Origin of the sequence: Pandoraea soli (genome assembly GCF_902459595.1) — a bacterium.
GTDB classification, from domain to species: domain Bacteria; phylum Pseudomonadota; class Gammaproteobacteria; order Burkholderiales; family Burkholderiaceae; genus Pandoraea; species Pandoraea cepalis.
The window spans coordinates 128656-149746 of record NZ_CABPSG010000008.1 but is presented as its reverse complement, the minus strand read 5'-3'; the positions used below and the strand labels follow the sequence as shown (position 1 = coordinate 149746).

Genomic DNA, 21091 nt, shown 5'->3' with positions numbered 1-21091 from the left:
CATGGCATATCAGGAATACCACGTCTCAGACCTCGACGCCCGCATCGCGGGCGCCACCCCGTTGCAGCTCATGCTGATCTTGCTCGACGGGCTGCTCGACGAACTGGCGCGCGTGCGCGCGCACATCGAGCATTCGCGCAACGACGCGCGTCTGCGCAGCGTCACGAAATGCCTGAATCTGCTCAATGGGCTGGCGTCGCACATCGATGCGGCCGACGGCCCGGGCGTCACGCAACCGTTGGCGACCGTGTACGACTTCTGCATGCGCGGCGTCGCGCAGGCCAGCGTGGAGGGCGATGTCGCCAAGCTCGACGAGGTCACGGCCGTGGTCACCCAGCTCGCGCAGGGCTGGCGTTCCCTGGAGACGCGGTGTGGTTGATGCACCGACCTTTCAGGGGCTGGCGCGAGACCTGCGACGGCATTCCGCGGCACGCGAGTGGGACTTGCTGCAAGCCACCGACGCGCTGTTCCGTCGGGCTTGGCGGCACGCCCCGGCACCCGACGCGCGGGATGCGCGGCTCGCACAGGCCATGGCCGATGCGCGCGTCGCTCACGACCAGGCATATCTGCTGTCTCAGCGCGCCGCATCGGAAGCCCGCAGACAATTGGCCGGACTCGGCCATTGGCGCGACGGTGCGCTTGGCTACCTGAGGATGCACGATGATCGTTGAACCGGCACGTCTCACGACCTTTATCCGTGCGGACCCACTGAGCACGGTGGCACACGGCGCGCTGCCTGCCGACTCGGCGCAAGCGGTGTCGGTTCCCCAGGACGGGATGGTGTCGCACGACTTTGCCGCGTCGCTGGTTCGCTTGTCGGGGCAGGGTCTTGACCTGGGCGCAGCGGCCGATGAGCCCAATACAGGGTTGGCGGCGTCGGCCGGCGCGTCGGACACCTCTTTGGGCCAAGGTATGGAGGTGCGCGTCGGCACTGCGGTCGCATCCGCGATGCCCTTGGCGGTGCCTGACCCGCAGAACACCGTCGACACGAACGGCACGCCCGAGCCGGAACCCGACGACGCAGGCATGGCTCGCGAGGTCGCCGTCCTCGCGCCAAGCATGCCCGTCAACCCGGTCATGCCTGTCATGTCGGTCACGACGGCGGCCGTCACGTTCGATGCGGGTGAGCCCGCGTATATGCCGCTCGACACGTATGCGAGTCGCGGCGAATCGCCGGACGACGCGGCAGCGTCTCATCTCGCAACGATGCTCGCGGCGCGTGAGCATCGGATGCAGGGGGCCGTGGGCAGTGCGCAACTGACCGAGCGCGGGCGCGGCGCTGTCGACACGTCGACCTCTATGTCCGCGACGGCATCCGCTGCACGCGTCGGGGCGCCAATGTCGCCGCCGCCCGTGGGGTCGCTGCCCGCGAATATGACGAACGATGATGGCGTGGCGCATGCGCTTCGCGCAACGTTTTCCTCGACGCTGTCCGGGAGCGCGGTGGCGACGGAATTGACCGCTGCGACCGGAATGTCTGGGCTGACGAGTCTCGCGACGGTGTCGGGCGGAACGCTGGGGGGAGCCCACGCAGCGAGCGATGGCGCGGCCGTTTCCCGAACGCTGTCCGAACGCGTGCAGTCGATGATGGAAAACGGTGTGCAGGAAGCACGCATGCGGTTGATGCCGGCAGAACTCGGCGAGATCGGCATTGTCGTGCGCAAGTCGCCCATGCAGCTCAGCGTGAGCTTGCACGTGGCGCGCCCCGAGGTGCTGAGCCTCGTTCAGGGCACGGTCGGGTTGCTGCGGGACATGCTCTCGCAACGGCACGCCGGGGATGTCCATGTGAGTATCGCAAGCCTGCCGCAACACGGCGGTGACGGCGCGTCGGGCAATGCGCGAGATCGGCATGCGCGCGACGACCGGGCCGGCGACGCGAGCCCGGGCCTCGCACTGGGGGCAGCGGGCCGCAATGACGAGGTATTCCGGCCATGAACACACTGATGTATGGCCCAGTCGTGCGCTCATGCGACGAAAGGCGCGATGACATGCGCAGCGACGCCCGCGCGGCGAGCGTGGCCAATGACGTAGGCGCGCCGCCACCGTTGCGTGTCGAGCGACCGCAGGCTTCGCCGCTAGGGTCGAAGCCGTCGGTATGGCCAGCGATGCCGGCCGCCGATGAGCAAACGCACGTTTTGCGCCTGATGCCGTTGATCGCGCGCATTGTGCGCTCGCTGGCGCCACAGACCAGTGTCGCGATGGCGCAGGAAGACATGACGCAGATCGCCCTGATCGCCGCACTCGATGCCATACGACGTTACGGCCCCCCGGACGAACGTTTTACCGCTTACGCCGCGACGCGCATTCGCGGCGCGGTGCTCGACGAACTCCGTCGGCTGGACTGGCGCCCGCGCACGTTGCGGCAGGCGTCGCACCGGCGGCGCGATGCCGAACGCGAGTTGACACGCAGGCTCGGGCGCGCACCAACCCGTGAGGAGCTGCGTGTCCATGCGGGGATGGACGCCGCGGCGCTGGAAGAAGCCGAGATGGCGGGCTATGCGGAGAGCATCGCGAGCTTTGATGAACTGCTCGCCGAGGGCGGTATGGCGGCCAACGAAGCGCTCGTCGAACGGCGCAGTCCGGAAGATCTGGTCGCGATGCGCCAGAGTCTGACGCGCTCGCTCGACGCATTGGACGCGCGTGAGCAGCGCGTCGTGCAGTTGTACTACGAGTTCGACATGAATCTCGAGGAGATCGGCGAAGTGCTGGGGCTGACCCGGGCGCGGATCTGCCAGATTCATCAGGTGGCACTTGGAAAAATGAAGGTCGCTTTGCACGATGCAGGGCGAAAAGGCGCGCGAAGCGCGCGCGCCCTACAACGCAATGATTAGACGAGTTTGACGAGATTGACGAGGCAAAGACAATGAAACTACTGCTGCTTGGGGCTGCCGTGATCGCGGGTAGCGTGTTCGGCATGTTCTGGCTCAATGGCGGCCAGTTCGAAACCGTATTCCATCTGAATGAGTTGGTGCTGGTCGTCGGCACGGCGCTGGGCGCGTTTCTCGTGGGCAACACATCGCGCGTGCTGGGCGATCTGCGCGCGGTCGTCGCGGCCGCCATGCGGCGGCGACGCCATGGCGAGGCGTTCGAGCAGCAACTGCTCACACTCACCTACTCGCTGCTGCAAACCTCGTCGCGCGACGGCGATCGTGCGCTCGACGCCCATCTCGACGACCCGGCGCGCAGCGCCATCTTCCAGCGCAGCGTTCATGTGCTCGCCAATAAGAAGCTGATCGACTTCACGGTCGATGCGTTGCGCGTCGCGGCACTGAGCAAAGGCTCGCGGGGTGAGCTCGATAGCCTGCTCGCGATGGAAATCGAGAGTCGGGAGCGTCGCATGATGCATCCCGTGCAGGCGCTGCACAAGCTTGCGGAGTCGATGCCGGGCTTCGGCATCATCGCCGCCGTGCTCGGCCTGGTGCTCGCCATGTACGACATCGGGGCCGGTGCGGCGACGGCCATGATCACCCGTCAGGTCGCGGTGGCGATGGTCGGCACGTTCTTCGGCGTGTTCGCCTGCTATGCCGTGTTGAGCCCGATTGCGAACCGGCTGTCGCAATCCGTCGCCGTGGAGATGACCGGCTACGAATGCGTGCGCGCGGCGATCATCGCGTTCCTGAGCGGGAAAACGCCGCTGCTCGCGGCCGACGCCGGACGCCGCATGTTGCAGTACGGCGCGCTGCCTAGCTTCAATGCGCTCGAAGGTTGGGTGCGAAGCGCCGAGGACGGACGATGAGTACGCGTCGATCGCGCGCCACGGTTGAAGAGGGCAGTCATGCCTGGAAGGTGGCATTTGCCGACCTCTGCCTGGTGCTCATGTGTCTGTTCGTGGTGATGTGGGTGCTGGAGCGGCGCGTGTTCGAGTCGCAGCCGTCGTCCGAAGCGCCGGGCACCAGTACGCTGGCCTCAGCCGCATCGCCGAACGCACTGCCAACGGATGCCAGCCGGATCAAGGCGACCCCCAACGGTCAGTTCGAATCGCCCGCCGACATGGCGCGCCTGGCATCTGCCGTGCAACAGCTCAGCCAGATCGCGAATCTGTCGGATCACGTGAGCACGTCCATCACGCCGGACGGGCTACGGGTGCGGCTGGCCGATTCCGACGAGCAAGGCATGTTCGAGCGCGGCAGCGCCACGCCGTCGCCCCGCGCCCGCGCACTGCTCTCGCGCATCGGTGGGCTGCTGGGCGGCGTCGATAATGCGTTGATGATTGTGGGCCACACCGATGCCGTGCGATACCGAACGTCCGCCGCCGACGGGTATACAAACTGGCACCTGTCGTCGGAACGCGCGCTGGCTGCACGAACCGCACTGGTCGCCGGAGGGCTGCCACTCGGTCGCGTGCTCATGGCCGTCGGGATGGCCGACCACGCGCCTTTGCTGACCGACCATCCCACGGCAGCGGCCAATCGGCGCATCGAATTCGTCGTCCTCACGAAAGCGCGGGCGACGCAACTGGCGCAGATGTTCGGCGCCTCGCACGATGCGGCGCTGGTGCTCTCCGGAAGCGACGCGCAGGCCGATGCGGCCGAAATCGCCAAACTGCCTGCACGCTTAACAAACGACGGCGATCGGTCGCCTGATGTGAGTGAACCGTAATTTCCTAGGACTCTTCTCATGCCCAAGATCGACTCGATGTCCAATGTCATGCCGATCGACACCGCGCGTCGGCGCCTGTCGTCGGCCGAGGCCAAGGTGCCTGCGCCGCACGGCGTTCCCGCAGGCGCGGCGCGCCTCGTGCAGGCCGATGCCAGCGATTGGCTCGCCAGCGCGCAAGCGGCCGTCGAATCCGTTGCGCGTATCGACGCCGACAAGGTTGCGCGGATCAAGGCGCAACTCGCGTGTGGCGAGCTGACGTTCGACAGCGAGCGGGTCGCGAGCCGAATGCTCAGTCATCACGGGATGCTGCCGTGAGCACCGCCAAGCAGCGCCTGCGCCGCGAGTGTGTGGAGCGCATCGTGGCCGATGTCGACGCCGATCTGGTGGATTACCGCAGGCTGATCGAAACGCTCGACGTTCTGCATCGCGCGCTCGTCGAGGAGAAACTCGACGCGCTCACGCGCGCTCACGATCACGCGGCCCAATTGGTCGGCCGTTTGCGCATTCGGGCGCGCCGTCGGGTGCAATGTCTCGAGCAAGCGTTCGGTGAAGCGGCCGCCGATACCATGGCGCCCGTTTTCCAATGGCTGGATACCCCCGCCCGTGACGCCCTGTCCGCCCGCTGGCAAGCGCTGCAAGCGAGCGCGGCCCGTTGCAAGGCGATCAATACGCGCAACCTGCGCGACATCGGCACGCGCCTCCAAGCGCTCGACGTCGTGTTATCTCCCGCCTCGCATTGCGGGACCTACACGCCGCAGCGGTAAGCCCCCGGGCGTCGCCTCGCCGCTTCCTAGCCGCTTAGCCTCTTAGCCTCGTACCGCTAGCGACGTAGCGTCGCAGGTTACGGGGAAGTCAATCGCCAAACCACCACGCAAATAGCGTCTTTGTCCCAAAGCCGATCCATGGGTTTGGGAAACGCGTCAATTTCACGCGCGTTTGGGCCGCTTTTCGATAGTTTTGTCGACAATGGGCGACGTCGTTATCGGTCAACCACGGAGGCGGAGTTTTGCAGACATTTTTTTCGCAGGCGCTAGGCGTTCACGCTGCGGCATTGCGCGCGAGAGAGGATCGCACGCGTGTGCTTGCGGCCAACCTCGCGAACGAGGCCACGCCCGGCTATCAGGCGCGTGACCTCGATTTCGGTGAGCGCGTGCAGCAGCATCTGGATGCGGCAACGGCCTCGGTGCACGACGCGGGTTCGCCCATGGCGAGCGTGGCGTCCGATGCCTTGCGCTACCGCGTGCCAATGCAACCGCGTGCCGATGGCAACACCGTGGAACTGGGTATCGAGCAGGCGCTCTTCGCGCAGAACCTGTCTGACTGGCAGGCCAGCCTTTCCTTTCTGAATCGGCGACTCGCCGGACTACAGAAAGTCATCGACGGAGGCCGTTGACGATGAGCTTCAGGGAAATTGCGGGAATCGCCGGTTCGGCGATGGCTGCCCAAACCATCCGACTGAACACCGTGGCGAGCAATCTGGCGAACGCCGGTGCCGTCGCGGGCGACGCCGAGACGGCGTATCGCGCACGCAAGCCGGTGTTTGCCACGGTGCTCGGCGATGCCCAGGGGGCGCAGCACGTACAGGTCGTCGATATCTACGAGAGCGAGGATCTGCCGCGTGTCGCGCATGAACCCGGGAACCCGCTCGCCGACGCCGATGGCAACGTCTTCTATGCAAATGTGAATGCGATCGAGGAAATGACGGACATGCTCGACGCATCGCGCGCATTTCAAACCAATCTGGAAGTGCTGGCCCGCATACGCGCGGCGCAGCAGGACTTGTTACGACTCGGAGAACGCGGATGACGCCAGCGATTGGAACCGACGACGTCGCTCGCGCCGCGATGCAACGCGACACTGCGTCGTCAGTGTCTGCGAACGGCGCGGGCGAAGAGATGCGAGAGATGTTCACGAAGCTGCTGGTCGCGCAGATTCGACATCAGGACCCGCTTAGCCCGACCGATCCGGCGCAGTTCGTCGCGCAGCTCACGCAACTGAGTCAAGCGGAGTCGATGCAGCAGATGAGTCAGCGGGTGCTCGCGCAGACCAAGGTGCTCTCGGGCATGCAGGGCTATGCGCTGGGCAGCCACGTCGGTCGAGACGTGAGCGTCGAGACGACGCGCGTTGAGCGCGTGATCGGGCAGCCGATTCGAGGCGCGGTCGATCTGCCCGCGCAGACCGAGGGAGCCGAGGTCGTTCTGCGGAGCAGCGACGGCAGAACGATCCGCAAACCGTTGCCGGCGTCCTCGGGACGAACCGGGTTCACCCTCGACGACGCATGGTTCGCCGAGAACCGCCTGGGGACGGGAAGCTTCGATATCCACGTCCAGGCCGGTAACACGTCGTTGCCGGTCCGTATGTCGGGCCGCGTCGAGCGGGTGCATCTGGGCGACGCCGGTACGCGCGTCGATGTGTCGGGCGTGGGGAAGAATCTCGACGCCGCAACGATCAAGGAATTGTCGGGCAGTGCGCCTTCTGGCGCGGCCTGAGCACAGGAGGACAACATGAGTTTCGATATCGCCCTGTCGGGCATCAACGCCATCAATCAGTCGCTGGAGACGATCTCGCAGAACATCTCCAACGTTTCGACGAAAGGATACAAATCCGCCACCACCCGGTTTGCTTCGGCCATGGCCGAGGCGCAACCGGCCGGCGTCAAGGTCAGCGGCACCGAGTATTCGGTCGGCGCCAGCGGCAGTCTGCAGAATTCCGGGAATCGCCTGCACCAGGCGATTCAAGGCGACGGGTTGTTCGTGCTCCGGGAGGCGAACGGCCAGCGTGTCTATTCGCGTGTGGGGGATTTCAACGTCGACAAGGACAACCAGCTCGTTGACGGCAGCGGCCGGCGCGTGCAGGGATTTGCGCAGGGGCAGTCGAATGTGTCGGATGTGACGATCGACAAGCGCCCGGTGGCGGCGCAGGCCAGCTCGGCGATCAACGTCAAGGGCCGTTTGCCCGACCCGTTGCCGGCGACCGCCGGCCAGGTCGGAGAGACGTCGGTCACGTTTCGCGACGCCAACGGCGACATGGCGGTGAGAGGGCTGCGATTCGCCATGCAGGACGGCCCGCTGCGCCTGGAGGTCTCCGAAGTCGACGGCGCCAATGTGACCGTGCTGGGAACGCTCGATCCCGCAACGATGACGTTGGACCGGATTGCCGGTGCCGGCACGCTGCCCGCGCTGGACTTCACCGGCATGGCCTCGCAGCGTGGCGCGTTCACCGCGAGCGCGACCGAAGTCGGTGGCCGCGAGGCGGGCGAGTTCGTTCGTGCCCGCATCGACAAGGACGGATCGGTCGTGGCGGAGTACAGCAACGGCGCGAGCGAAACGCGATATCAACTCGCCCTCGGTGAATTCGCCAACGCGGGTGGCCTCGCACCCGCCGACGGCACCGTCTGGCGCGAGACCGGCGAGTCGGGCGTGGCGCAACTGCGTCGTCCGGGCGAGGGCGCCACGGGCGTGCTCGTGAGCCACTCGCTCGAAGGATCGAACGTCAACGTGACGGACGAACTGGTCAACCTGATGTCCGCGCAGCGCAACTATCAGGCGAACACCAAGGTTATCTCGACGCAGAACGAGATGATGCGCAACCTGATGCAATCGATCTGACGCGATGGATGCCCTCATCTATACCGCCATGTCCGGCGCGCAGCGTGCACAGGACACCCAACAAGTGGTGGCGCAAAACCTCGCCAACACGGCGACCACCGGCTTTCGCGCGTCGTTGGCCGTTGCGCAGGCCAATGCCTTGCCGGGCGCCGGTCTTGCCTCGCGCCACTACGCCGTGCAGGCGCCGGCCGGTCTCGATACCACGCCGGGCGTGCTGGAGCCCACGGGGCGTGCGCTCGACGTCGCGATCGACGGGGACGGTTATCTCGCGCTCGCGGCGCGTCCGGACGACGATGCGGATGTCGTGTATTCGCGCGGCGGTTCCCTCACGCTCGATGGCGACGGCACATTGCGACTGCATGGCCGTGTGGTGCTCGGCGACGGCGGGCCGGTCGTGGTGCCGCCGCATCGCGAACTCGACATCGGCGCGGACGGCACGGTCGCAGTGGTGCTCGCGGGTGCTTCGGAACCGGTGCCGATAGGCCGGCTGCAACGGGTGCTCGCCATGCCCGGCGACATGCGCAACGCGGGCAGTGGCGTGCTCGTGAGCGATGCCGGCGTGTTGCCCGGCGACGACGTCACGCTGCGCGGCGGCCATCGTGAAGCGAGCAACGTGTCGGCTGTCGGGGCGATGGTCCAGAGCATGAGCGCGAGCCGCGACTTCGAGATGCAGATGCGTGTGCTCAAGATCGCCGACGACATGGCCGATGGCGGCAACCGACTCATGCGCGGATAACGCGCGTCAACTCCAACCACTCCCTTCGAGATGTCATGAATCCCGCACTTCTCATCGCCCGCACGGCGGTTCACGCGCAAGACGCGCAGTTGCAGACCATTGCCAACAATCTGGCCAATGTGGGCACAACAGGCTTCAAGCGCGACCGGCTTGCGTTCGAAGATACCTTCTATCGCGCCGTTCGCCCGGCGGGCGCCCGTACGCAAGGCGACGCGACGTTGCCCGGCGGCATGTACTTCGGTACTGGGGTGCGGCTTGCCGGCACGCAGAAGCAGTTCATCAACGGCACCGAACAGGACACGCAGAACGCGCTGGATGTCGCCATCACCGGCCGTGGCTTCCTGCAAGTCGAGATGCCGGATGGCGAGACGGCCTATACCCGTGCGGGCAATCTTCGGCTCGACGCCGACGGGCGCATGGTCACACAGGCCGGTCACCCGCTCGTGGGCGATATCGTCGTGCCGCCGGGGGCGCGCGACCTCACGATCAGCGCCGACGGCGACGTGAGCGCAACGGAGACGGGCGACACCGAGCCGACGTCGCTGGGTCGCCTGCAACTCGCAGACTTCGTGAATCCTTCCGGCCTGCGCCCGATGGGCAGCAACCTGTTCGCAGAGACGGCCGCGAGCGGTCCGGCCATCGAAGGCAATCCGGGCGAAGAGAACCTCGGTCTGCTGCGGCAAAAGGCGCTCGAAGGTTCGAACGTCGTGGCCATCGAAGAGATGGTGAACATGATTACCGCGCAGCGCGCGTATGAAATGAGCACCAAGGTGCTGTCCGCTGCGGACAACATGATGCAGAACCTCGCGCAGGTTGCGCGCTAACCGACGCGGACGGAGACGACGATGACGCACGCAACGCCCCGTGGGCCGCGTAATGCCCGAATGCGCTGTCGCGGCGCGCGTGCCGTGGTCACGGTGGTGCTCGCCGCGGCACTCGCGGGCTGCGCGGGCTTCCTGCCGCCGCAGCTCGAAGAAAGCGACGACCTGCCGGGCGTGGCCGAGATGTCGTCGCAAGGGCAGGCGGGCGGTCTCTTTTCGGCCGGGCACGCGTTGTCGCTCACCTCGGACCAGCGGGCATTTCGCGCGGGCGACGTGTTGACCATCGTGCTGCAGGAGCAAACGCAGGCCAGCAAGCGCGCGGGCACTCGCCTGGACAAGCGCAGCGACATGTCGATCGACGACGCCACGCTGATGGGAAAGCCGCTCATCGGCGACACCGCACTCGGTGCGCGACGGGGTTTCCGCGGGGATAGTTCGAGCACGGCGCAGAACACACTGCGAGGCGCGATCACAGTGATCGTGCATCGCGTGTTGCCTAGCGGGCTGCTGCACGTGCGCGGCGAGAAGCGGTTGTTTCTGAATCAGGGCGAGGAAACCGTGCGCGTGGCCGGCTATGTGCGCGCGGGCGATATCGATACGACCAACCGCGTCTCGTCGCTGCGCGTGGCCAATGCGCGCATTCAGTACTTCGGCACGGGCGCGCTGGCCGACAGCAACAATCCCGGCTGGCTCACACGATTTTTCAACAGCCAGTTCGCACCGCTCTGAGGGAGTCCGTATGTTCAGAATGCCCGACGCGCTCGCGCGTATGCCTCGCTGGGTCAACGCGTTGACCTTGTCGGCGATGATCGTCATGGTGTCGATGACGACGCTCACCCCGGTCAGCCATGCGCAAACCGTGCGCCATTACGTCAACGTGGAAGGCGTGCGCGACAACCAGCTTGTCGGCTACGGTCTCGTCGTGGGGCTGGCCGGCACCGGCGACGGCCCACGCTCGCGCCACTCGAGCCAATCGCTCGCCAACCTGCTCAAGCAATTCGGCGTCAGCATGCCCGAGAACGTGCAATTGCGCTCGCGCAATGTCGCCGCCGTGATGGTCAGCGCGACCTATCCGTCGGGCTTTCTTCGCGGACAGACCATCGATGTCACCGTGTCGTCGATGGGCGATGCGCGCAGCCTGCGCGGCGGCACGCTGCTGCTCACGCAGCTTCGTGCCGTCGACGGCCAGACCTACGCGCTTGCGCAAGGCAACCTGGTCGTGAGCGGGATGCAGGCCGAGGGGCGCAGCGGGTCGCGCGTGCAGAAAAATACACCGACCGCCGGGCGCGTGCCCAACGGGGCGACGATCGAGCAGGAGATCCCGGTGCCGGCCGGTGAGGGCGGCGCGATGCGCCTGAGCCTGAAGCGTCCGGACTTCCAGCTCGCGGCGAACATTGCCGACGCCATCAACGCCCGCTTTGGCGAACGCACCGCGCTGGCAAAGAACGGCAGCACCGTCGAGGTGACATCGCCGGACGACGCCGATGCGCGCGTGCGCTTTCTCGCCGAGGTCCATGCACTGCCCGTGCCAGGGGTGAGCCGGGTGCCGCGCGCGGTCATCAACGCGCGCTCGGGCACGGTGGTGATCTCGCAGGGCGTGACGGTGCGGCCGGTCGCCGTGTCGCATGGCTCGTTGCGCGTGACGGTGACCGAGTCGCCCGTCATCGCCCAGCCGGCTCCGTTTTCGCGCGGCCGAACGGCAGGCGCGGCACGCTCGCGCGTCGACGTCGCGGAAGACGAAATGGATATCCACGTCTGGCCGGCCGGTGTCGATTTACAGACCATCGTCGACAGTCTGCGCCGCTCCGGCGCCACGCCCGACGACGTGATCTCGATTCTTCAGGCGCTGGACGAAGCCGGCGCGCTGAATGGCGAGCTGCATGTGATTTGAGACAGATGACCCCACCGATGACGCCGAACCCCTTGCTAATTTCCCCCGCCCGGTCGCCTTTGTCTGAGGCAGGCGAAACGCCGGTTGCGCCGAGTGCGCCGAGTGCGACGCTCGAAGCCGTCGCCGAACAGTTCGAAGCGATTTTCGTCGCCCAGTTGCTCGGCGAAATGCGACGGGCGACCGAGGCGCTGCGCGACGATCGCGATGACGCCGGCGCGCTGGGCAAGCGCGACCGCACGACGCAGGGCCTGCACGAATGGGCGGACACACAGGTCGCGCAGGCGCTGGCGGCGCGGCGGGCATTCGGCATCGCCGACACCATCATCCGGCAAATGGCGGGGCGCTGATCGAGCGCTGCGCCGATACCGACAGGACAGGCACTGAACCATGAACATGCTGAATATCGCCACGCAAGGCGTGAAAACTGCACAGTCGCTGCTCGACAACGAGGCCCTCAACATCTCGCAGATGAGCAATTCGGCGTATACGCGCCGCAACGTGCGCGTCACGTCGCGTGCCGATGGCACGGTGCAGGCGCAAGACGTCGTGCGTGTGGCCGGGCTGGAACGGCGGCGGCAGTTGTGGCGCGCCGTGTCCGGCGCCAGCGAGCTGGAGGTGCAGAAGCCGCACCTCGCCGCGCTGCTCACGCAGTTGGGCGGGACCGACGTGGCCAGCGATCCGCTCGGCCTGCGCGAGTTTGTCGGCGCACTCGACCACGAGGCCCAGACCCTCGGCAGCGATGTCCACGCCGACGGCGTCTTCGCGGCGCTGGGGCGTGTTGCCGAGCGCACCAACGCGATGTTCTCCGCCCTGGAACGCTTGCGCGAGACCGTCAACGCGGTGCGGGGCGGGGAAGCAGAAAAAGTGAACCGCCTCACGACGGCCCTGGCGGATCTGAATCGTCTGCACCGTCTGGCGCCGGACGAGGCGGGCCGACTGGCCATCGAAGATCAACGCGATCAGACGCTGGGCGAATTGGCGGCGTTTCTCGACGTGGATGTGCGGGACGACGCCAGCGGGGCGTATCACGTGCTTACCCGAAGCGGACAGCCGCTGGTGCTGGGCAATCGCGCCGCGCAACTGGAAGCGCGTACGGACGGCGGCTATTCGGTCGTGGCGGGATCGTCACGTGTGGACGTGCCGGCCGACACGCTCGGCGGACGGTTGGGAGGCCTCGACAATTTCCTCACCGGAGTCCTCGACTCGCGCATCGCGGATATGACCGACGTCGCGCGCACACTGGTCGATCAACTGAACCGTGCGCATGCCGATGTGGCTTCGGGCGATTTTGACGAAACGCCGCTGCTGAAGTTGACCACCGGACCGGACGGCGTGCCGGTGATGCAGCGCACGGTCCAGACAGCGCGAGACCTCGCCCTCGACACGGACAGCACGAACGGAAACGGGACGACATTGCGTCGCATGAAGGGGGCGCTGGGTGGCCCGGTGCCGCTTTCGGGGCGAGTGGGCACGACGCTCGTCGAAGCCATGAGTGCGCTGGCCGCCGCGACCGGACGTCGCATCAGCGAGACCGAGGCGAGCACCGCGTCGGCCGGGGCGGTGTTGGTCTCCGCGCGCGCGCAGTTCCAGAAGCAGGCGGGCGTCGACGAGACCGAGTCGGGCGGCGCGCTGATGGCCTACATGAAGCTCTACCGCGCGAACGCCCGGGTGGCCTCGGTGGCCAACGAACTATTCGACGCCACGCTGGCCATGGTCTGAGCCACATTCGGGAAAGGACATCACCATGCAAATCCACCATCACTTCAGCCGCTTCGAACGCGAGCACGTGCTGCGCGACATGAACGAACGGCTTGAGCGCATGACCGACCATGCGCGCGAGGAAAAGCGCGTGCTTAGCGCGTCGGACGATCCAGTCGACTTCGAGCGCATCGCGCGTATCGACCGTGCGCAGCAGACGCTCGCGCAGCGCACGAAGGTCATCGCCAGCCTCGAGGCCGATCTCAAGCAAGCGAGCGTGAGTCTCAAGAGCGCTCACGACCGGTTGAGCGCCTTCAAAAGCGATGTGGTGACGAAGGCGGGCGCGCTGCAAGGCGGCGAGGCCCAGGACGACGTCGGCAAGATTCGTGCGCTGATGCGCGGTCTCACGGACGCGTTCAATCGTCGTCGCGCCGACGGCAGCCACGTCTTCGCGCGCATTGGCGCGCCCATCACCGGCACGGCCGGGCCCGGCGCCGCCACGCCGAATTTCACATTGGCGACGAACGGGCACGCGCCCGCTTCCGTCGAGATTGGTGACGGGTTGCACCATACGCACCCGCCGCAGGTGTGGCAGGGGTTGCCTGATCTGCTCAATCGCCTGGGCGCCGCCGCAGCGACGTTGACGAATGACGTCGGCGCCGATGCAGCCGCGGTACTGCGTGAGTTGACTGCACCGATCGACGATCAGGTGACGCAGATTGCCGAGGTGCAATTTGCGAACGACCATGGCGCGAAGCGTCTCGAGGCGGTGCGCAAGGAGCATGGGGTACACAGCGAAGTGCTCGTCAAAGCACGCGTGGCAATCGAGGGGGCGAGTGCCACCGAGGCATTCCCGGAATTGATGGCCTTGTATCGCGCCATGTCGGCCGCGCGCACGGCGCATGCCGAGGTGGGCAAGCTGTCGTTCTTCGATGTCCTCTGATGGCGTTCGATGCCGTCATGCGCCCGCACCGTCTGACCGAACAGGACAGGACTCATGGTTGACGTGATTCGAGAGATTCCCGGGAGCCCGACGCTCGACGACGCGCGCAGTGCGGCCCGCGCGAATCAGCGCCGGGGCGACGCCGCGCAACCCGGCGCTTCGACGCGCGCGTTGACAGGTGTGCGCGCGACGACCGCTGCACCTAACGTGACCGGCGCGATGCGCGCGGGCGCGTCGGGGTGGCTTGCGTCGCCGGGGGCGACGTACGTCGACCGGCAGCGTGTCGCCCAGGTCGCCGACCTGATTTCGACGCATGCCACGGCGAGCCGGGCCAGTGCGGGCGCGCAATGGCTGTCGACGCTTCACGCATCGGCCAGCACGGCGTTGGCCTCGCTGTCGCGCTGGCGCGACGGCGATCCGGCATCGCAGGCGCGGGCGCGCCGGGACTTGGAGGCGTTGGCGGCCCAATGGGACGCCCGCGAGCGCGCAACCCTGGGCACGGTCGATGACCGGCTGCAGTTCGATGAAAAGGGCAGCGCGCCGAAACGGTTCACCGTCGAGGGCGTTGCCCCGGCGCAGTGGCGCGCGTCGAAAACCGGGCAGATCACGCTCTATCCCGCGGGGCCATACCAGGCGGGTGTCGAGATCGACGTGGCGAACGCGGTGTCTCAGGCGGGATTGCGCCGTCGCGCGACGCGTGCGCTCGCCGCCTATGGCGTGACGCTGGAGCCGCCTCCCCCGGAGCGCGGGTGGGTGATGAGTACTTCCGGGGCGGCATGGCCGTCGCTGGCGTCGCGCTTTGCCATCGCTCAAACGGCGTCGCCCGCCTCGTCGCAGGTCATCCCCGGAGGCGCCGACGGGCATCCGCGACGCGCAACGCTTCGCGAGGCACCCGATGCCATCGCCCCTCGGACATGGCGCGTCAACGGGCCGGACGGCGTCACGCAAACGCGACGCGCGCTCGCGTCGATGGTGCGCAGTGTCCGTGCGGCTCACGCATTGGCGAAGCACACGGCACGGACCTCCGCGCAGGCCATCGGTCGTGTCGCGAGGACTGACGGGGGCGTCGAGACCGATGGCAGCGCCTACGCGATGGCGATCGCCTCGGCAAATGCGTGGACGACACGGCTAGGCAAGCAGCCAACGTTCGTGGCACTGACGCTCGCGATGCCGGGCGGCGTGCCCGTCACGCGCGCCAACGTTCGGGCATTGCTGGCGGATCGGTAAGGGGGGATGCGCATGTCGTGCGCTAACGGCGACACGCGGCTCGTCAGATGGGAAAAATCATCGCCGAAAGGCATTAACAATTTTCGCGAAGGGACGCCTTATCACGGTGAGGCAGGCCATCCGGTCCGCCAAATCGCTCACCAGCACAAGGAGCCCTAGCAATGTTGACTCTGCACACCAACGTGGCGCAAATGTCGTCGCTGAATTCGCAACGCAGCACCGGCGGCAAGCTGAACGCCATCATGCGCGACCTGTCCACCGGCACCAAGAACGACCTGTACAAGAACGATCCGGCGGCGGCCCGCATTTCGGCCATGCTCAACATGCACGCCAGCGGCACCAAGGCGGCGATCAGCAACATGAAGTACGCTCAGTCGAGCACTCGCGTTGCCCAGGGCGCGCTGGACAAGGCCAACGAACTGCTCGTGACCATGAAGGATCTGGCCACGCAGGCCAAGGATGGCCTGAAGGGCGATGCCGAGAAGACCGCGCTGCAACAGCAATACACCAACAACGCTCAAGCACTCCAGGCGATCTTCGAGAACACCACGTTCGCGGGCAAGAACCTGCTGAAGATGGAGTTCGGCAGCGCTGCGTCGGGGATTCTCGCGGCGGGCAAGATCGACCTGCAAGTCGGTGCGGGCGCGGCTGAAACGAAGGTCATGGACATCAGCAGCGATCTGCAAAGCCTGTTCGCCAGCGTTGGCAGTGCGACGGCCAATTTCGGCGCGCAAACGAACCCGTCGTACCCGTCCAATACCTCGTTGAAGGACGCCTTGGGCGCCGGTTCGGATGCTGATGCCGCGGCACAACTGATGCAGGATCTTTCGGCGAAACCCGGCATCAGCGCGATCCTGAGCAAGGTGCAGAACGCCACGGGCAACGTGACCTGGGAGGCCGGTCTGACGACGATGATCGAAGGTCTGGCGGCAGGCGCTCGCGCCGATTTCACGGCGCTGCGCACGGCCCTCACCACGCCGCTCAATACGCTGGCAGCCACGGCGGGAAACACGCTCGACCTGGGTGAGCAAGCCACGCTCTTCAACGCGTTTGACGAAGTGCTGAATGCGCGCTTCAATTCGCCGTCGACGCAACTGCTTGATGCGCCGTCCGCGTCGAACGCCATCACCAATCTCGAAACCGCCATCGGTCAACTGGCCACCGTGCAAGCCAGCATCGGCGCCGCCATGATGGATCTGGACGGTCGCGAGGAAGTGCAATCGACGCTGCTGCAGAACACGCGTGAAGCCAATTCGCGTCTGAACGAAGTGGACTTCGCCGAATCGGTGTCGGAGCTGACCAAGCTGCAAACGCAGATGAACGTGAACCTGCAAATGCTGCAAAAGGCCGGCGAAATGCCGAGCATGATCCAGATGCTGCTGCGTTAATCGCACGCGTTAATGGCCGGTGAAGTCTGCCGGCCTGCAAGTCTGGACAGGAAAGCCAACGGTATTGCACCGTTGGCTTTTTTTCATCCCAGCGTTCCTGCCACTTCGATCTCCTTCGTCTGCGGCACCTCGTTATAGGAGAGCACATGCAGCCCGCTCGCGAACATCCGTGCATAGCGCGCCAGCAACGGTCGGAGTTGCGGCATCACGAGCAACACCGGCGTGCGCCCTGTTTGCTTCATGTTCTCGCGCGCCTGCGGCATATGAGACTGCAACTGCTCCAGCAATTGCGGATCGAGCGGGAACGCATCGGCGGTGGTCCTGCCCGACTGCTGCGCGGCCGTATAGGCGCCCAATAGCAGGTTCTCCAGATCCGTCGTGAGTTGGTAGACGTGCAGCGTCGGCTCGTCGCCAATCAGTCCGTGTACCAGTCGGCGCCCCAGCGCACTGCGCGCCTCCGCGGCCAGCACCAGCGGATCCTTGCTCGTCGCGGCCGCATTGACCAGCGCCGTCGCCAGCACATCGATATCCTGCAACGACACCGCTTCGGCCAGCAATTGGCGAATGACCGCCAGCTGCTGTTGATGCGTGAGCGCCTTGTCCAGTGCGTCGGCCAGCGACGGCGATAACTCGCGCAGCCGTTCACCAAGCGAGGTCACGTCTTGATAGGTGAACAAGTCGGCCAGGTGCGCTTTCATCGATTGCTGGACGTGCGTGGCGATCACCCCGGACGGATCGACGATCTGATAGCCCAGCCCCAACGCATGGGGGCGTTGCTCGGGCTCGATCCACACCACCGGCATGCCGAATGACGGATCGATGGCCGGCATACCGTCGAGGTCGCCATAGCAATCGGGCGCCGCAATCGCCATCAACCGGTCGTGCGGCAGCGACGCGCTGGCCACGCGTACACCGCCAACGTCAATTGCGTATTCATTCGCCCCGAGGCCGAGTCCGGTGTCCAGTCGGACCGCCGGCACGAGGAAGCCCATGGTCTGCGAGAGCGTTTGCCGCATGCCGTAGAGACGTTGCACCAGCGGCGCGCCGTCTCGCTTGTCCGCAAGGCTTACGATCTGATAGCCGAGGCTGACGGTCACCGGCGAGACGAAGGACAGTTGCTGCCACGTGAGCGCGGGCGGCTCGTGGGCGGTGAGCGCGGCTTCGAGCGCCTCGGTGTCGTCGGCGTCGTCGGGCGCGCGGCGTTGGCCGACGCGCCAGGCGACGAATCCCACGACTGCCGCGAACGCCAGGAACGGTGCGGTGGGCATGCCCGGAATCAGCGCCAGCACGAACATGAGCACGGCCACGCTTGCCAGCACCGACGGCGAGGCCAGCAACTGGTCGCCGACTTGCTTCTCGAAGTCGCCGGCGTCGGACACCCGCGTGACGATGATCGCCGCCGCCGCCGAGAGCAGCAGTGCCGGGATCTGCGCGACCAGACCGTCGCCAATGGTCAGCAGCGAGTATTGGCGGAAGGCGTCGCCCGCACTCATGCCATGCATTGTCACGCCGATGGCGACTCCGCCGATCAGATTGATGAGCAGGATGAGAATGCCCGCCACCGCGTCACCGCGTACGAACTTCGACGCGCCGTCCATCGCGCCGTAGAAATCGGCTTCGGCGCTCACCTCGCGGCGGCGCGTCTGCGCGGCTTCCTGATTGATGAGGCCGGCATTCAGGTCGGCGTCGATGGCCATCTGCTTGCCGGGCAGCGCGTCGAGCGTGAAGCGTGCCGAGACTTCGGAGATGCGTTCCGCGCCCTTGGTGACCACCACGAAGTTGATGATCATCAGGATCACGAACACCACGAGGCCGACGACGAAGTTGCCGCCGATGACGACATTGCCGAACGATTCGACGACGCTACCGGCCGCATGGGTGCCTTCGTTGCCCTTGAGCAGCACCACGCGCGTGGACGCGACGTTCAACGTCAAACGCATGAGCGTCGTGGCGAGAATGACCGTCGGGAAGACCGAGAAGTCGAGCGGACGCCGCACCGACAGACTCACCAGAATCACCACCATCGAAAGCACGATGTTGAAGGTGAAGAGCGTGTCGAGCAGCAGCGGCGGCAGCGGCAGGATGACCATCGCGAGGATGGCGAAGACGAGAAGCGGCGTCAGGAATTTGTGACGCCGAAGGTTGGTCAGTAGTCGGCTCATGAGTTCAGGGACGGGGGCGTCTGGCGGTTGGGGCGGTTGGATCAGTGGGATCGGAGAGTGCCGCGGGCACGGCGGGCGTGTCCGGACGGTCGGGGTGTGTGGCGCGTTCGCCGGTTCGCCATGCGCGCAGTTGCAGCACGTAGGCAAGAATCACGGCGACCGCTTCGTACAGCGCGGCGGGTATCTGCTGGTTGACCTGGCTCGTGTGGTAAAGCGCTCGCGCCAGCGGAGGGGCGCTCACGACATCGATCTTGTGGTCGCGGGCGATCTGGCGCAGCACGCCCGCCATCTCATCAAGGCCGCGCGCCACGACATAGGGCGCTTGCGCACGCGCGGTGTCGTACTTGAGTGCGATGGCGTAGTGCGTCGGGTTGACGATCACCACGTCGGCCAACGGCACTGTGCGGCGCAAACTGCGCTCGGCCATGCGGCGCTGGATCTGGCGAATGCGCTGTTTGACTTCGGGGCGTCCCTCGGACTGCTTGTGCTCGTTCTTGACTTCCTGCTTGGTCATGCGTTGATCGCGCAGGAAGAAGTAGCGCTGCAACGGCAGGTCGAGCAACGCGAACGCCACGAATGCCCCGCCGAGCACGAGCACAGCGTCGCGCAGCAGCCCAAGTCCCACGGTAATCGCCTCGCGCGGGGCACCGGCCTGCAGGGCAAGCAATGCGTCCCAGTGCGCGCGCACGACAAAGACCAACACAGCGGCCACCAGCACAACCTTCGCAACGGCGATGCCCACCTGCGCGTAGTGCTTCATCGAGACGAGCCGGCCCAGGTTTGCCTTGGGCGAGAGCCGCTGCCACTTCGGTTTGAGCAGCGTCGTGCTGAAGACGTAGCCGCCGGGCAGCATGGCCGCCACGCTGATACACAGCGGAATCGCGGCCAGCGGGGCGAGGAGCTTGACGAGCAGCCACATCGCCGCCGGCAGCAAGGCCGTCCACGCGTCGTCGAAGCCGATGCCCGCGAGATCGGCGAACGCCGCCGCGTAGAGCGAGCGGAATTCGTCGAGCTGCGCGGGCGCGGTGACCGCGAGCACGGCCACACTGCTCATGATGCCGACCGCCGTGGCCGTATCGCGCGAGCGCGCCACCTGTCCCTGCTCGCGTGCGCGGCGCAGCTTCTGGGACGAGGGGGCTTCGGACTTGTCGCCGGTGTCTTGGGTCGTCATGGGTTCAATTCGGTCGGGCGACGGGGCCGAGCGCGTCGAGCACGCGTTCGGTCAGCGCCAGGTAGTGGGCGGGCAGGGCGGGAATGACGGCCGAGAGCACGACGAGGCCGACGGCCGTCGTCACGGCGAAGCCCAACGAGAACAGGTTCAGCGCCGGCGCGGCGCGATTGAGCAGACCGAGCCCGAACTGCACGACGAACGTGGCAAGCACCACGGGCAGCGCCAGCGTCACGGCGGCCGCGAGCGTCCAGCCCAGCGCGCGCAACAAGCCGGCGAGATCGCCGAGCGGCAGTCCGCCGCCGATGGGCCACACCTCGAAGCTGCGGCCGACGATGGCCACCGCGATGAGATGCGCATCGGCAATGAAGAACAGCAGGGTGCCGAGGCAGACCATCAGCAGCGAGACCGGCTCGCTGGCTTCGCCGTTCATCGGATCGTTCATGGCCGCCATGGCCAGTCCCATCTGCGACGCGCACAGGTAGCCCACGAGCGTGAGCAGGCTGCGCACGATGAAGAACGCCAGCCCCAGACACGCGCCGATGATCGCTTGCTCCGCGGCCAGCGCCACGCCTGCCAGCGAGAACGGGTCGATCGGGGGCACGCCGCCTTTGGCGAGCACCGGCCATAGCGACAGGCTGAGCACGAGCGCGACCAGTACGCGCCAGCGCATCGGCACCACGCCCTCGCCGACGAGCGGCAGCATGCTCAGCGCGGCAACGAAGCGGCAGAACGGCCACCACAGCATCACGAGCTGCGCGGGCCATTGGGCGAGCCAGCCTTCGAGGCCGGGCCAGGCGGCCAAGGGAAGAGGAAACGGCATGATCGGGGATCCGGCTGCGGGCGTCGG

General features: G+C 66.4%; 24 protein-coding genes. 21 read left to right on the top strand and 3 right to left on the bottom strand.

The features are described from left to right. Position 1 precedes the first annotated feature (1 nt). The 21 genes from fliS to PSO31014_RS15535 all read left to right on the top strand — a co-directional run bounded on the left by fliS (position 2) and on the right by PSO31014_RS15535 (position 16911). Positions 2 to 379 (top strand): flagellar export chaperone FliS, encoded by a 378-nt coding sequence (gene fliS / locus PSO31014_RS15635; protein ID WP_150552441.1) that lies wholly within the window; start codon positions 2 to 4, stop codon positions 377 to 379. Further along, the gene (locus PSO31014_RS15630; protein ID WP_150552440.1) at positions 372 to 671 is read left to right on the top strand and encodes a hypothetical protein; all 300 of its coding nucleotides are present in this window, start codon (positions 372 to 374) and stop codon (positions 669 to 671) included. Before fliS ends, PSO31014_RS15630 begins: the two co-directional genes overlap by 8 nt. Next, positions 661 to 1935: a flagellar hook-length control protein FliK gene (locus PSO31014_RS15625; RefSeq protein WP_150552439.1), complete on the top strand. Its 1275-nt coding sequence runs from the start codon at positions 661 to 663 to the stop codon at positions 1933 to 1935. The genes PSO31014_RS15630 and PSO31014_RS15625 overlap by 11 nt, the downstream gene beginning before the upstream one ends. Beyond that, positions 1932 to 2831 (top strand): FliA/WhiG family RNA polymerase sigma factor, encoded by a 900-nt coding sequence (locus PSO31014_RS15620; protein WP_246176670.1) that lies wholly within the window; start codon positions 1932 to 1934, stop codon positions 2829 to 2831. The genes PSO31014_RS15625 and PSO31014_RS15620 overlap by 4 nt, the downstream gene beginning before the upstream one ends. Positions 2832 to 2863: 32 nt before the next feature. Further along, complete coding sequence (locus tag PSO31014_RS15615; protein WP_150552438.1) at positions 2864 to 3736, top strand: motility-associated protein; 873 nt, start codon at positions 2864 to 2866, stop codon at positions 3734 to 3736. Then, positions 3733 to 4599, top strand: coding sequence for an OmpA family protein (locus PSO31014_RS15610; protein ID WP_150552437.1), 867 nt, complete (start codon positions 3733 to 3735; stop codon positions 4597 to 4599). Before PSO31014_RS15615 ends, PSO31014_RS15610 begins: the two co-directional genes overlap by 4 nt. Before the next feature lie 18 nt (positions 4600 to 4617). Continuing rightward, positions 4618 to 4914, top strand: a complete 297-nt coding sequence (gene flgM, locus PSO31014_RS15605) for a flagellar biosynthesis anti-sigma factor FlgM (RefSeq protein WP_150552436.1) — start codon at positions 4618 to 4620, stop codon at positions 4912 to 4914. Beyond that, complete coding sequence (flgN, locus tag PSO31014_RS15600; RefSeq protein ID WP_174976535.1) at positions 4911 to 5363, top strand: flagellar export chaperone FlgN; 453 nt, start codon at positions 4911 to 4913, stop codon at positions 5361 to 5363. The genes flgM and flgN overlap by 4 nt, the downstream gene beginning before the upstream one ends. Before the next feature lie 242 nt (positions 5364 to 5605). Then, positions 5606 to 5992, top strand: a complete 387-nt coding sequence (gene flgB, locus PSO31014_RS15595) for a flagellar basal body rod protein FlgB (protein ID WP_150552434.1) — start codon at positions 5606 to 5608, stop codon at positions 5990 to 5992. Between the two features lie 2 nt (positions 5993 to 5994). Further along, positions 5995 to 6405, top strand: coding sequence for a flagellar basal body rod protein FlgC (gene flgC / locus PSO31014_RS15590; RefSeq protein ID WP_150552433.1), 411 nt, complete (start codon positions 5995 to 5997; stop codon positions 6403 to 6405). Beyond that, a complete protein-coding gene (locus PSO31014_RS15585) occupies positions 6402 to 7088 on the top strand; it encodes a flagellar hook assembly protein FlgD (protein ID WP_150552432.1) in 687 nt (228 codons plus the stop codon). Before flgC ends, PSO31014_RS15585 begins: the two co-directional genes overlap by 4 nt. Positions 7089 to 7103: 15 nt before the next feature. Further along, positions 7104 to 8207 (top strand): flagellar hook protein FlgE, encoded by a 1104-nt coding sequence (locus PSO31014_RS15580; protein ID WP_150552431.1) that lies wholly within the window; start codon positions 7104 to 7106, stop codon positions 8205 to 8207. Positions 8208 to 8211: 4 nt separating this feature from the next. After that, positions 8212 to 8943 (top strand): flagellar basal body rod protein FlgF, encoded by a 732-nt coding sequence (locus tag PSO31014_RS15575; RefSeq protein WP_150552430.1) that lies wholly within the window; start codon positions 8212 to 8214, stop codon positions 8941 to 8943. Positions 8944 to 8978: 35 nt separating this feature from the next. Beyond that, a complete protein-coding gene (gene flgG, locus PSO31014_RS15570) occupies positions 8979 to 9767 on the top strand; it encodes a flagellar basal-body rod protein FlgG (protein WP_150552429.1) in 789 nt (262 codons plus the stop codon). Positions 9768 to 9788: 21 nt separating this feature from the next. Beyond that, positions 9789 to 10493, top strand: coding sequence for a flagellar basal body L-ring protein FlgH (flgH, locus tag PSO31014_RS15565; RefSeq protein ID WP_246176668.1), 705 nt, complete (start codon positions 9789 to 9791; stop codon positions 10491 to 10493). A 10-nt stretch (positions 10494 to 10503) separates the two neighbouring features. Further along, the gene (locus PSO31014_RS15560) at positions 10504 to 11655 is read left to right on the top strand and encodes a flagellar basal body P-ring protein FlgI (RefSeq protein ID WP_217424923.1); all 1152 of its coding nucleotides are present in this window, start codon (positions 10504 to 10506) and stop codon (positions 11653 to 11655) included. Between the two features lie 17 nt (positions 11656 to 11672). Next, on the top strand, positions 11673 to 12002 hold the full coding sequence (locus PSO31014_RS15555) for a hypothetical protein (RefSeq protein ID WP_150552428.1): 330 nt from the start codon (positions 11673 to 11675) through the stop codon (positions 12000 to 12002). A gap of 40 nt (positions 12003 to 12042) precedes the next feature. Beyond that, positions 12043 to 13374 carry a FlgK family flagellar hook-associated protein gene (locus PSO31014_RS15550; RefSeq protein WP_150552427.1) on the top strand — a complete coding sequence of 444 codons (1332 nt, stop codon included), beginning with the start codon at positions 12043 to 12045 and terminating at the stop codon, positions 13372 to 13374. Between the two features lie 25 nt (positions 13375 to 13399). Then, positions 13400 to 14296, top strand: a complete 897-nt coding sequence (locus PSO31014_RS15545; protein ID WP_150552426.1) for a hypothetical protein — start codon at positions 13400 to 13402, stop codon at positions 14294 to 14296. Between the two features lie 54 nt (positions 14297 to 14350). Beyond that, positions 14351 to 15523 (top strand): hypothetical protein, encoded by a 1173-nt coding sequence (locus PSO31014_RS15540; RefSeq protein ID WP_150552425.1) that lies wholly within the window; start codon positions 14351 to 14353, stop codon positions 15521 to 15523. A 161-nt stretch (positions 15524 to 15684) separates the two neighbouring features. Next, a complete protein-coding gene (locus PSO31014_RS15535) occupies positions 15685 to 16911 on the top strand; it encodes a flagellin N-terminal helical domain-containing protein (RefSeq protein ID WP_150552424.1) in 1227 nt (408 codons plus the stop codon). A gap of 83 nt (positions 16912 to 16994) precedes the next feature. Here PSO31014_RS15535 and PSO31014_RS15530 read toward each other — a convergent pair whose 3' ends face one another. From PSO31014_RS15530 to PSO31014_RS15520, 3 genes are read right to left on the bottom strand one after another with little or no spacing between them, the layout of a single operon-like run. After that, entirely contained in the window at positions 16995 to 19073 is a 2079-nt protein-coding gene (locus tag PSO31014_RS15530) for a flagellar biosynthesis protein FlhA (RefSeq protein WP_150552423.1), read from the bottom strand. 4 nt (positions 19074 to 19077) lie between these two features. After that, positions 19078 to 20244, bottom strand: a complete 1167-nt coding sequence (locus PSO31014_RS15525; protein WP_150552422.1) for an EscU/YscU/HrcU family type III secretion system export apparatus switch protein — start codon at positions 20242 to 20244, stop codon at positions 19078 to 19080. 4 nt (positions 20245 to 20248) lie between these two features. Further along, the gene (locus PSO31014_RS15520) at positions 20249 to 21064 is read right to left on the bottom strand and encodes a flagellar biosynthetic protein FliR (protein WP_246176666.1); all 816 of its coding nucleotides are present in this window, start codon (positions 21062 to 21064) and stop codon (positions 20249 to 20251) included. Positions 21065 to 21091 lie beyond the last annotated feature (27 nt).

Excerpts from the sequence above, each read along its gene's own strand:
- fliS (WP_150552441.1), top strand. The coding sequence starts at position 2 with ATGGCATATCAGGAATACCACGTCTCAGACCTCGACGCCCGCATCGCG.
- PSO31014_RS15625 (WP_150552439.1), top strand. The coding sequence starts at position 661 with ATGATCGTTGAACCGGCACGTCTCACGACCTTTATCCGTGCGGACCCA.
- PSO31014_RS15620 (WP_246176670.1), top strand. The coding sequence starts at position 1,932 with ATGAACACACTGATGTATGGCCCAGTCGTGCGCTCATGCGACGAAAGG.
- PSO31014_RS15615 (WP_150552438.1), top strand. The coding sequence starts at position 2,864 with ATGAAACTACTGCTGCTTGGGGCTGCCGTGATCGCGGGTAGCGTGTTC.
- PSO31014_RS15610 (WP_150552437.1), top strand. The coding sequence starts at position 3,733 with ATGAGTACGCGTCGATCGCGCGCCACGGTTGAAGAGGGCAGTCATGCC.
- flgM (WP_150552436.1), top strand. The coding sequence starts at position 4,618 with ATGCCCAAGATCGACTCGATGTCCAATGTCATGCCGATCGACACCGCG.
- flgC (WP_150552433.1), top strand. The coding sequence starts at position 5,995 with ATGAGCTTCAGGGAAATTGCGGGAATCGCCGGTTCGGCGATGGCTGCC.
- PSO31014_RS15585 (WP_150552432.1), top strand. The coding sequence starts at position 6,402 with ATGACGCCAGCGATTGGAACCGACGACGTCGCTCGCGCCGCGATGCAA.
- PSO31014_RS15580 (WP_150552431.1), top strand. The coding sequence starts at position 7,104 with ATGAGTTTCGATATCGCCCTGTCGGGCATCAACGCCATCAATCAGTCG.
- PSO31014_RS15575 (WP_150552430.1), top strand. The coding sequence starts at position 8,212 with ATGGATGCCCTCATCTATACCGCCATGTCCGGCGCGCAGCGTGCACAG.
- flgG (WP_150552429.1), top strand. The coding sequence starts at position 8,979 with ATGAATCCCGCACTTCTCATCGCCCGCACGGCGGTTCACGCGCAAGAC.
- flgH (WP_246176668.1), top strand. The coding sequence starts at position 9,789 with ATGACGCACGCAACGCCCCGTGGGCCGCGTAATGCCCGAATGCGCTGT.
- PSO31014_RS15560 (WP_217424923.1), top strand. The coding sequence starts at position 10,504 with ATGTTCAGAATGCCCGACGCGCTCGCGCGTATGCCTCGCTGGGTCAAC.
- PSO31014_RS15555 (WP_150552428.1), top strand. The coding sequence starts at position 11,673 with ATGACGCCGAACCCCTTGCTAATTTCCCCCGCCCGGTCGCCTTTGTCT.
- PSO31014_RS15550 (WP_150552427.1), top strand. The coding sequence starts at position 12,043 with ATGAACATGCTGAATATCGCCACGCAAGGCGTGAAAACTGCACAGTCG.
- PSO31014_RS15545 (WP_150552426.1), top strand. The coding sequence starts at position 13,400 with ATGCAAATCCACCATCACTTCAGCCGCTTCGAACGCGAGCACGTGCTG.
- PSO31014_RS15540 (WP_150552425.1), top strand. The coding sequence starts at position 14,351 with ATGGTTGACGTGATTCGAGAGATTCCCGGGAGCCCGACGCTCGACGAC.
- PSO31014_RS15535 (WP_150552424.1), top strand. The coding sequence starts at position 15,685 with ATGTTGACTCTGCACACCAACGTGGCGCAAATGTCGTCGCTGAATTCG.
- PSO31014_RS15530 (WP_150552423.1), bottom strand. The coding sequence starts at position 19,073 with ATGAGCCGACTACTGACCAACCTTCGGCGTCACAAATTCCTGACGCCG.
- PSO31014_RS15525 (WP_150552422.1), bottom strand. The coding sequence starts at position 20,244 with ATGACGACCCAAGACACCGGCGACAAGTCCGAAGCCCCCTCGTCCCAG.
- PSO31014_RS15520 (WP_246176666.1), bottom strand. The coding sequence starts at position 21,064 with ATGCCGTTTCCTCTTCCCTTGGCCGCCTGGCCCGGCCTCGAAGGCTGG.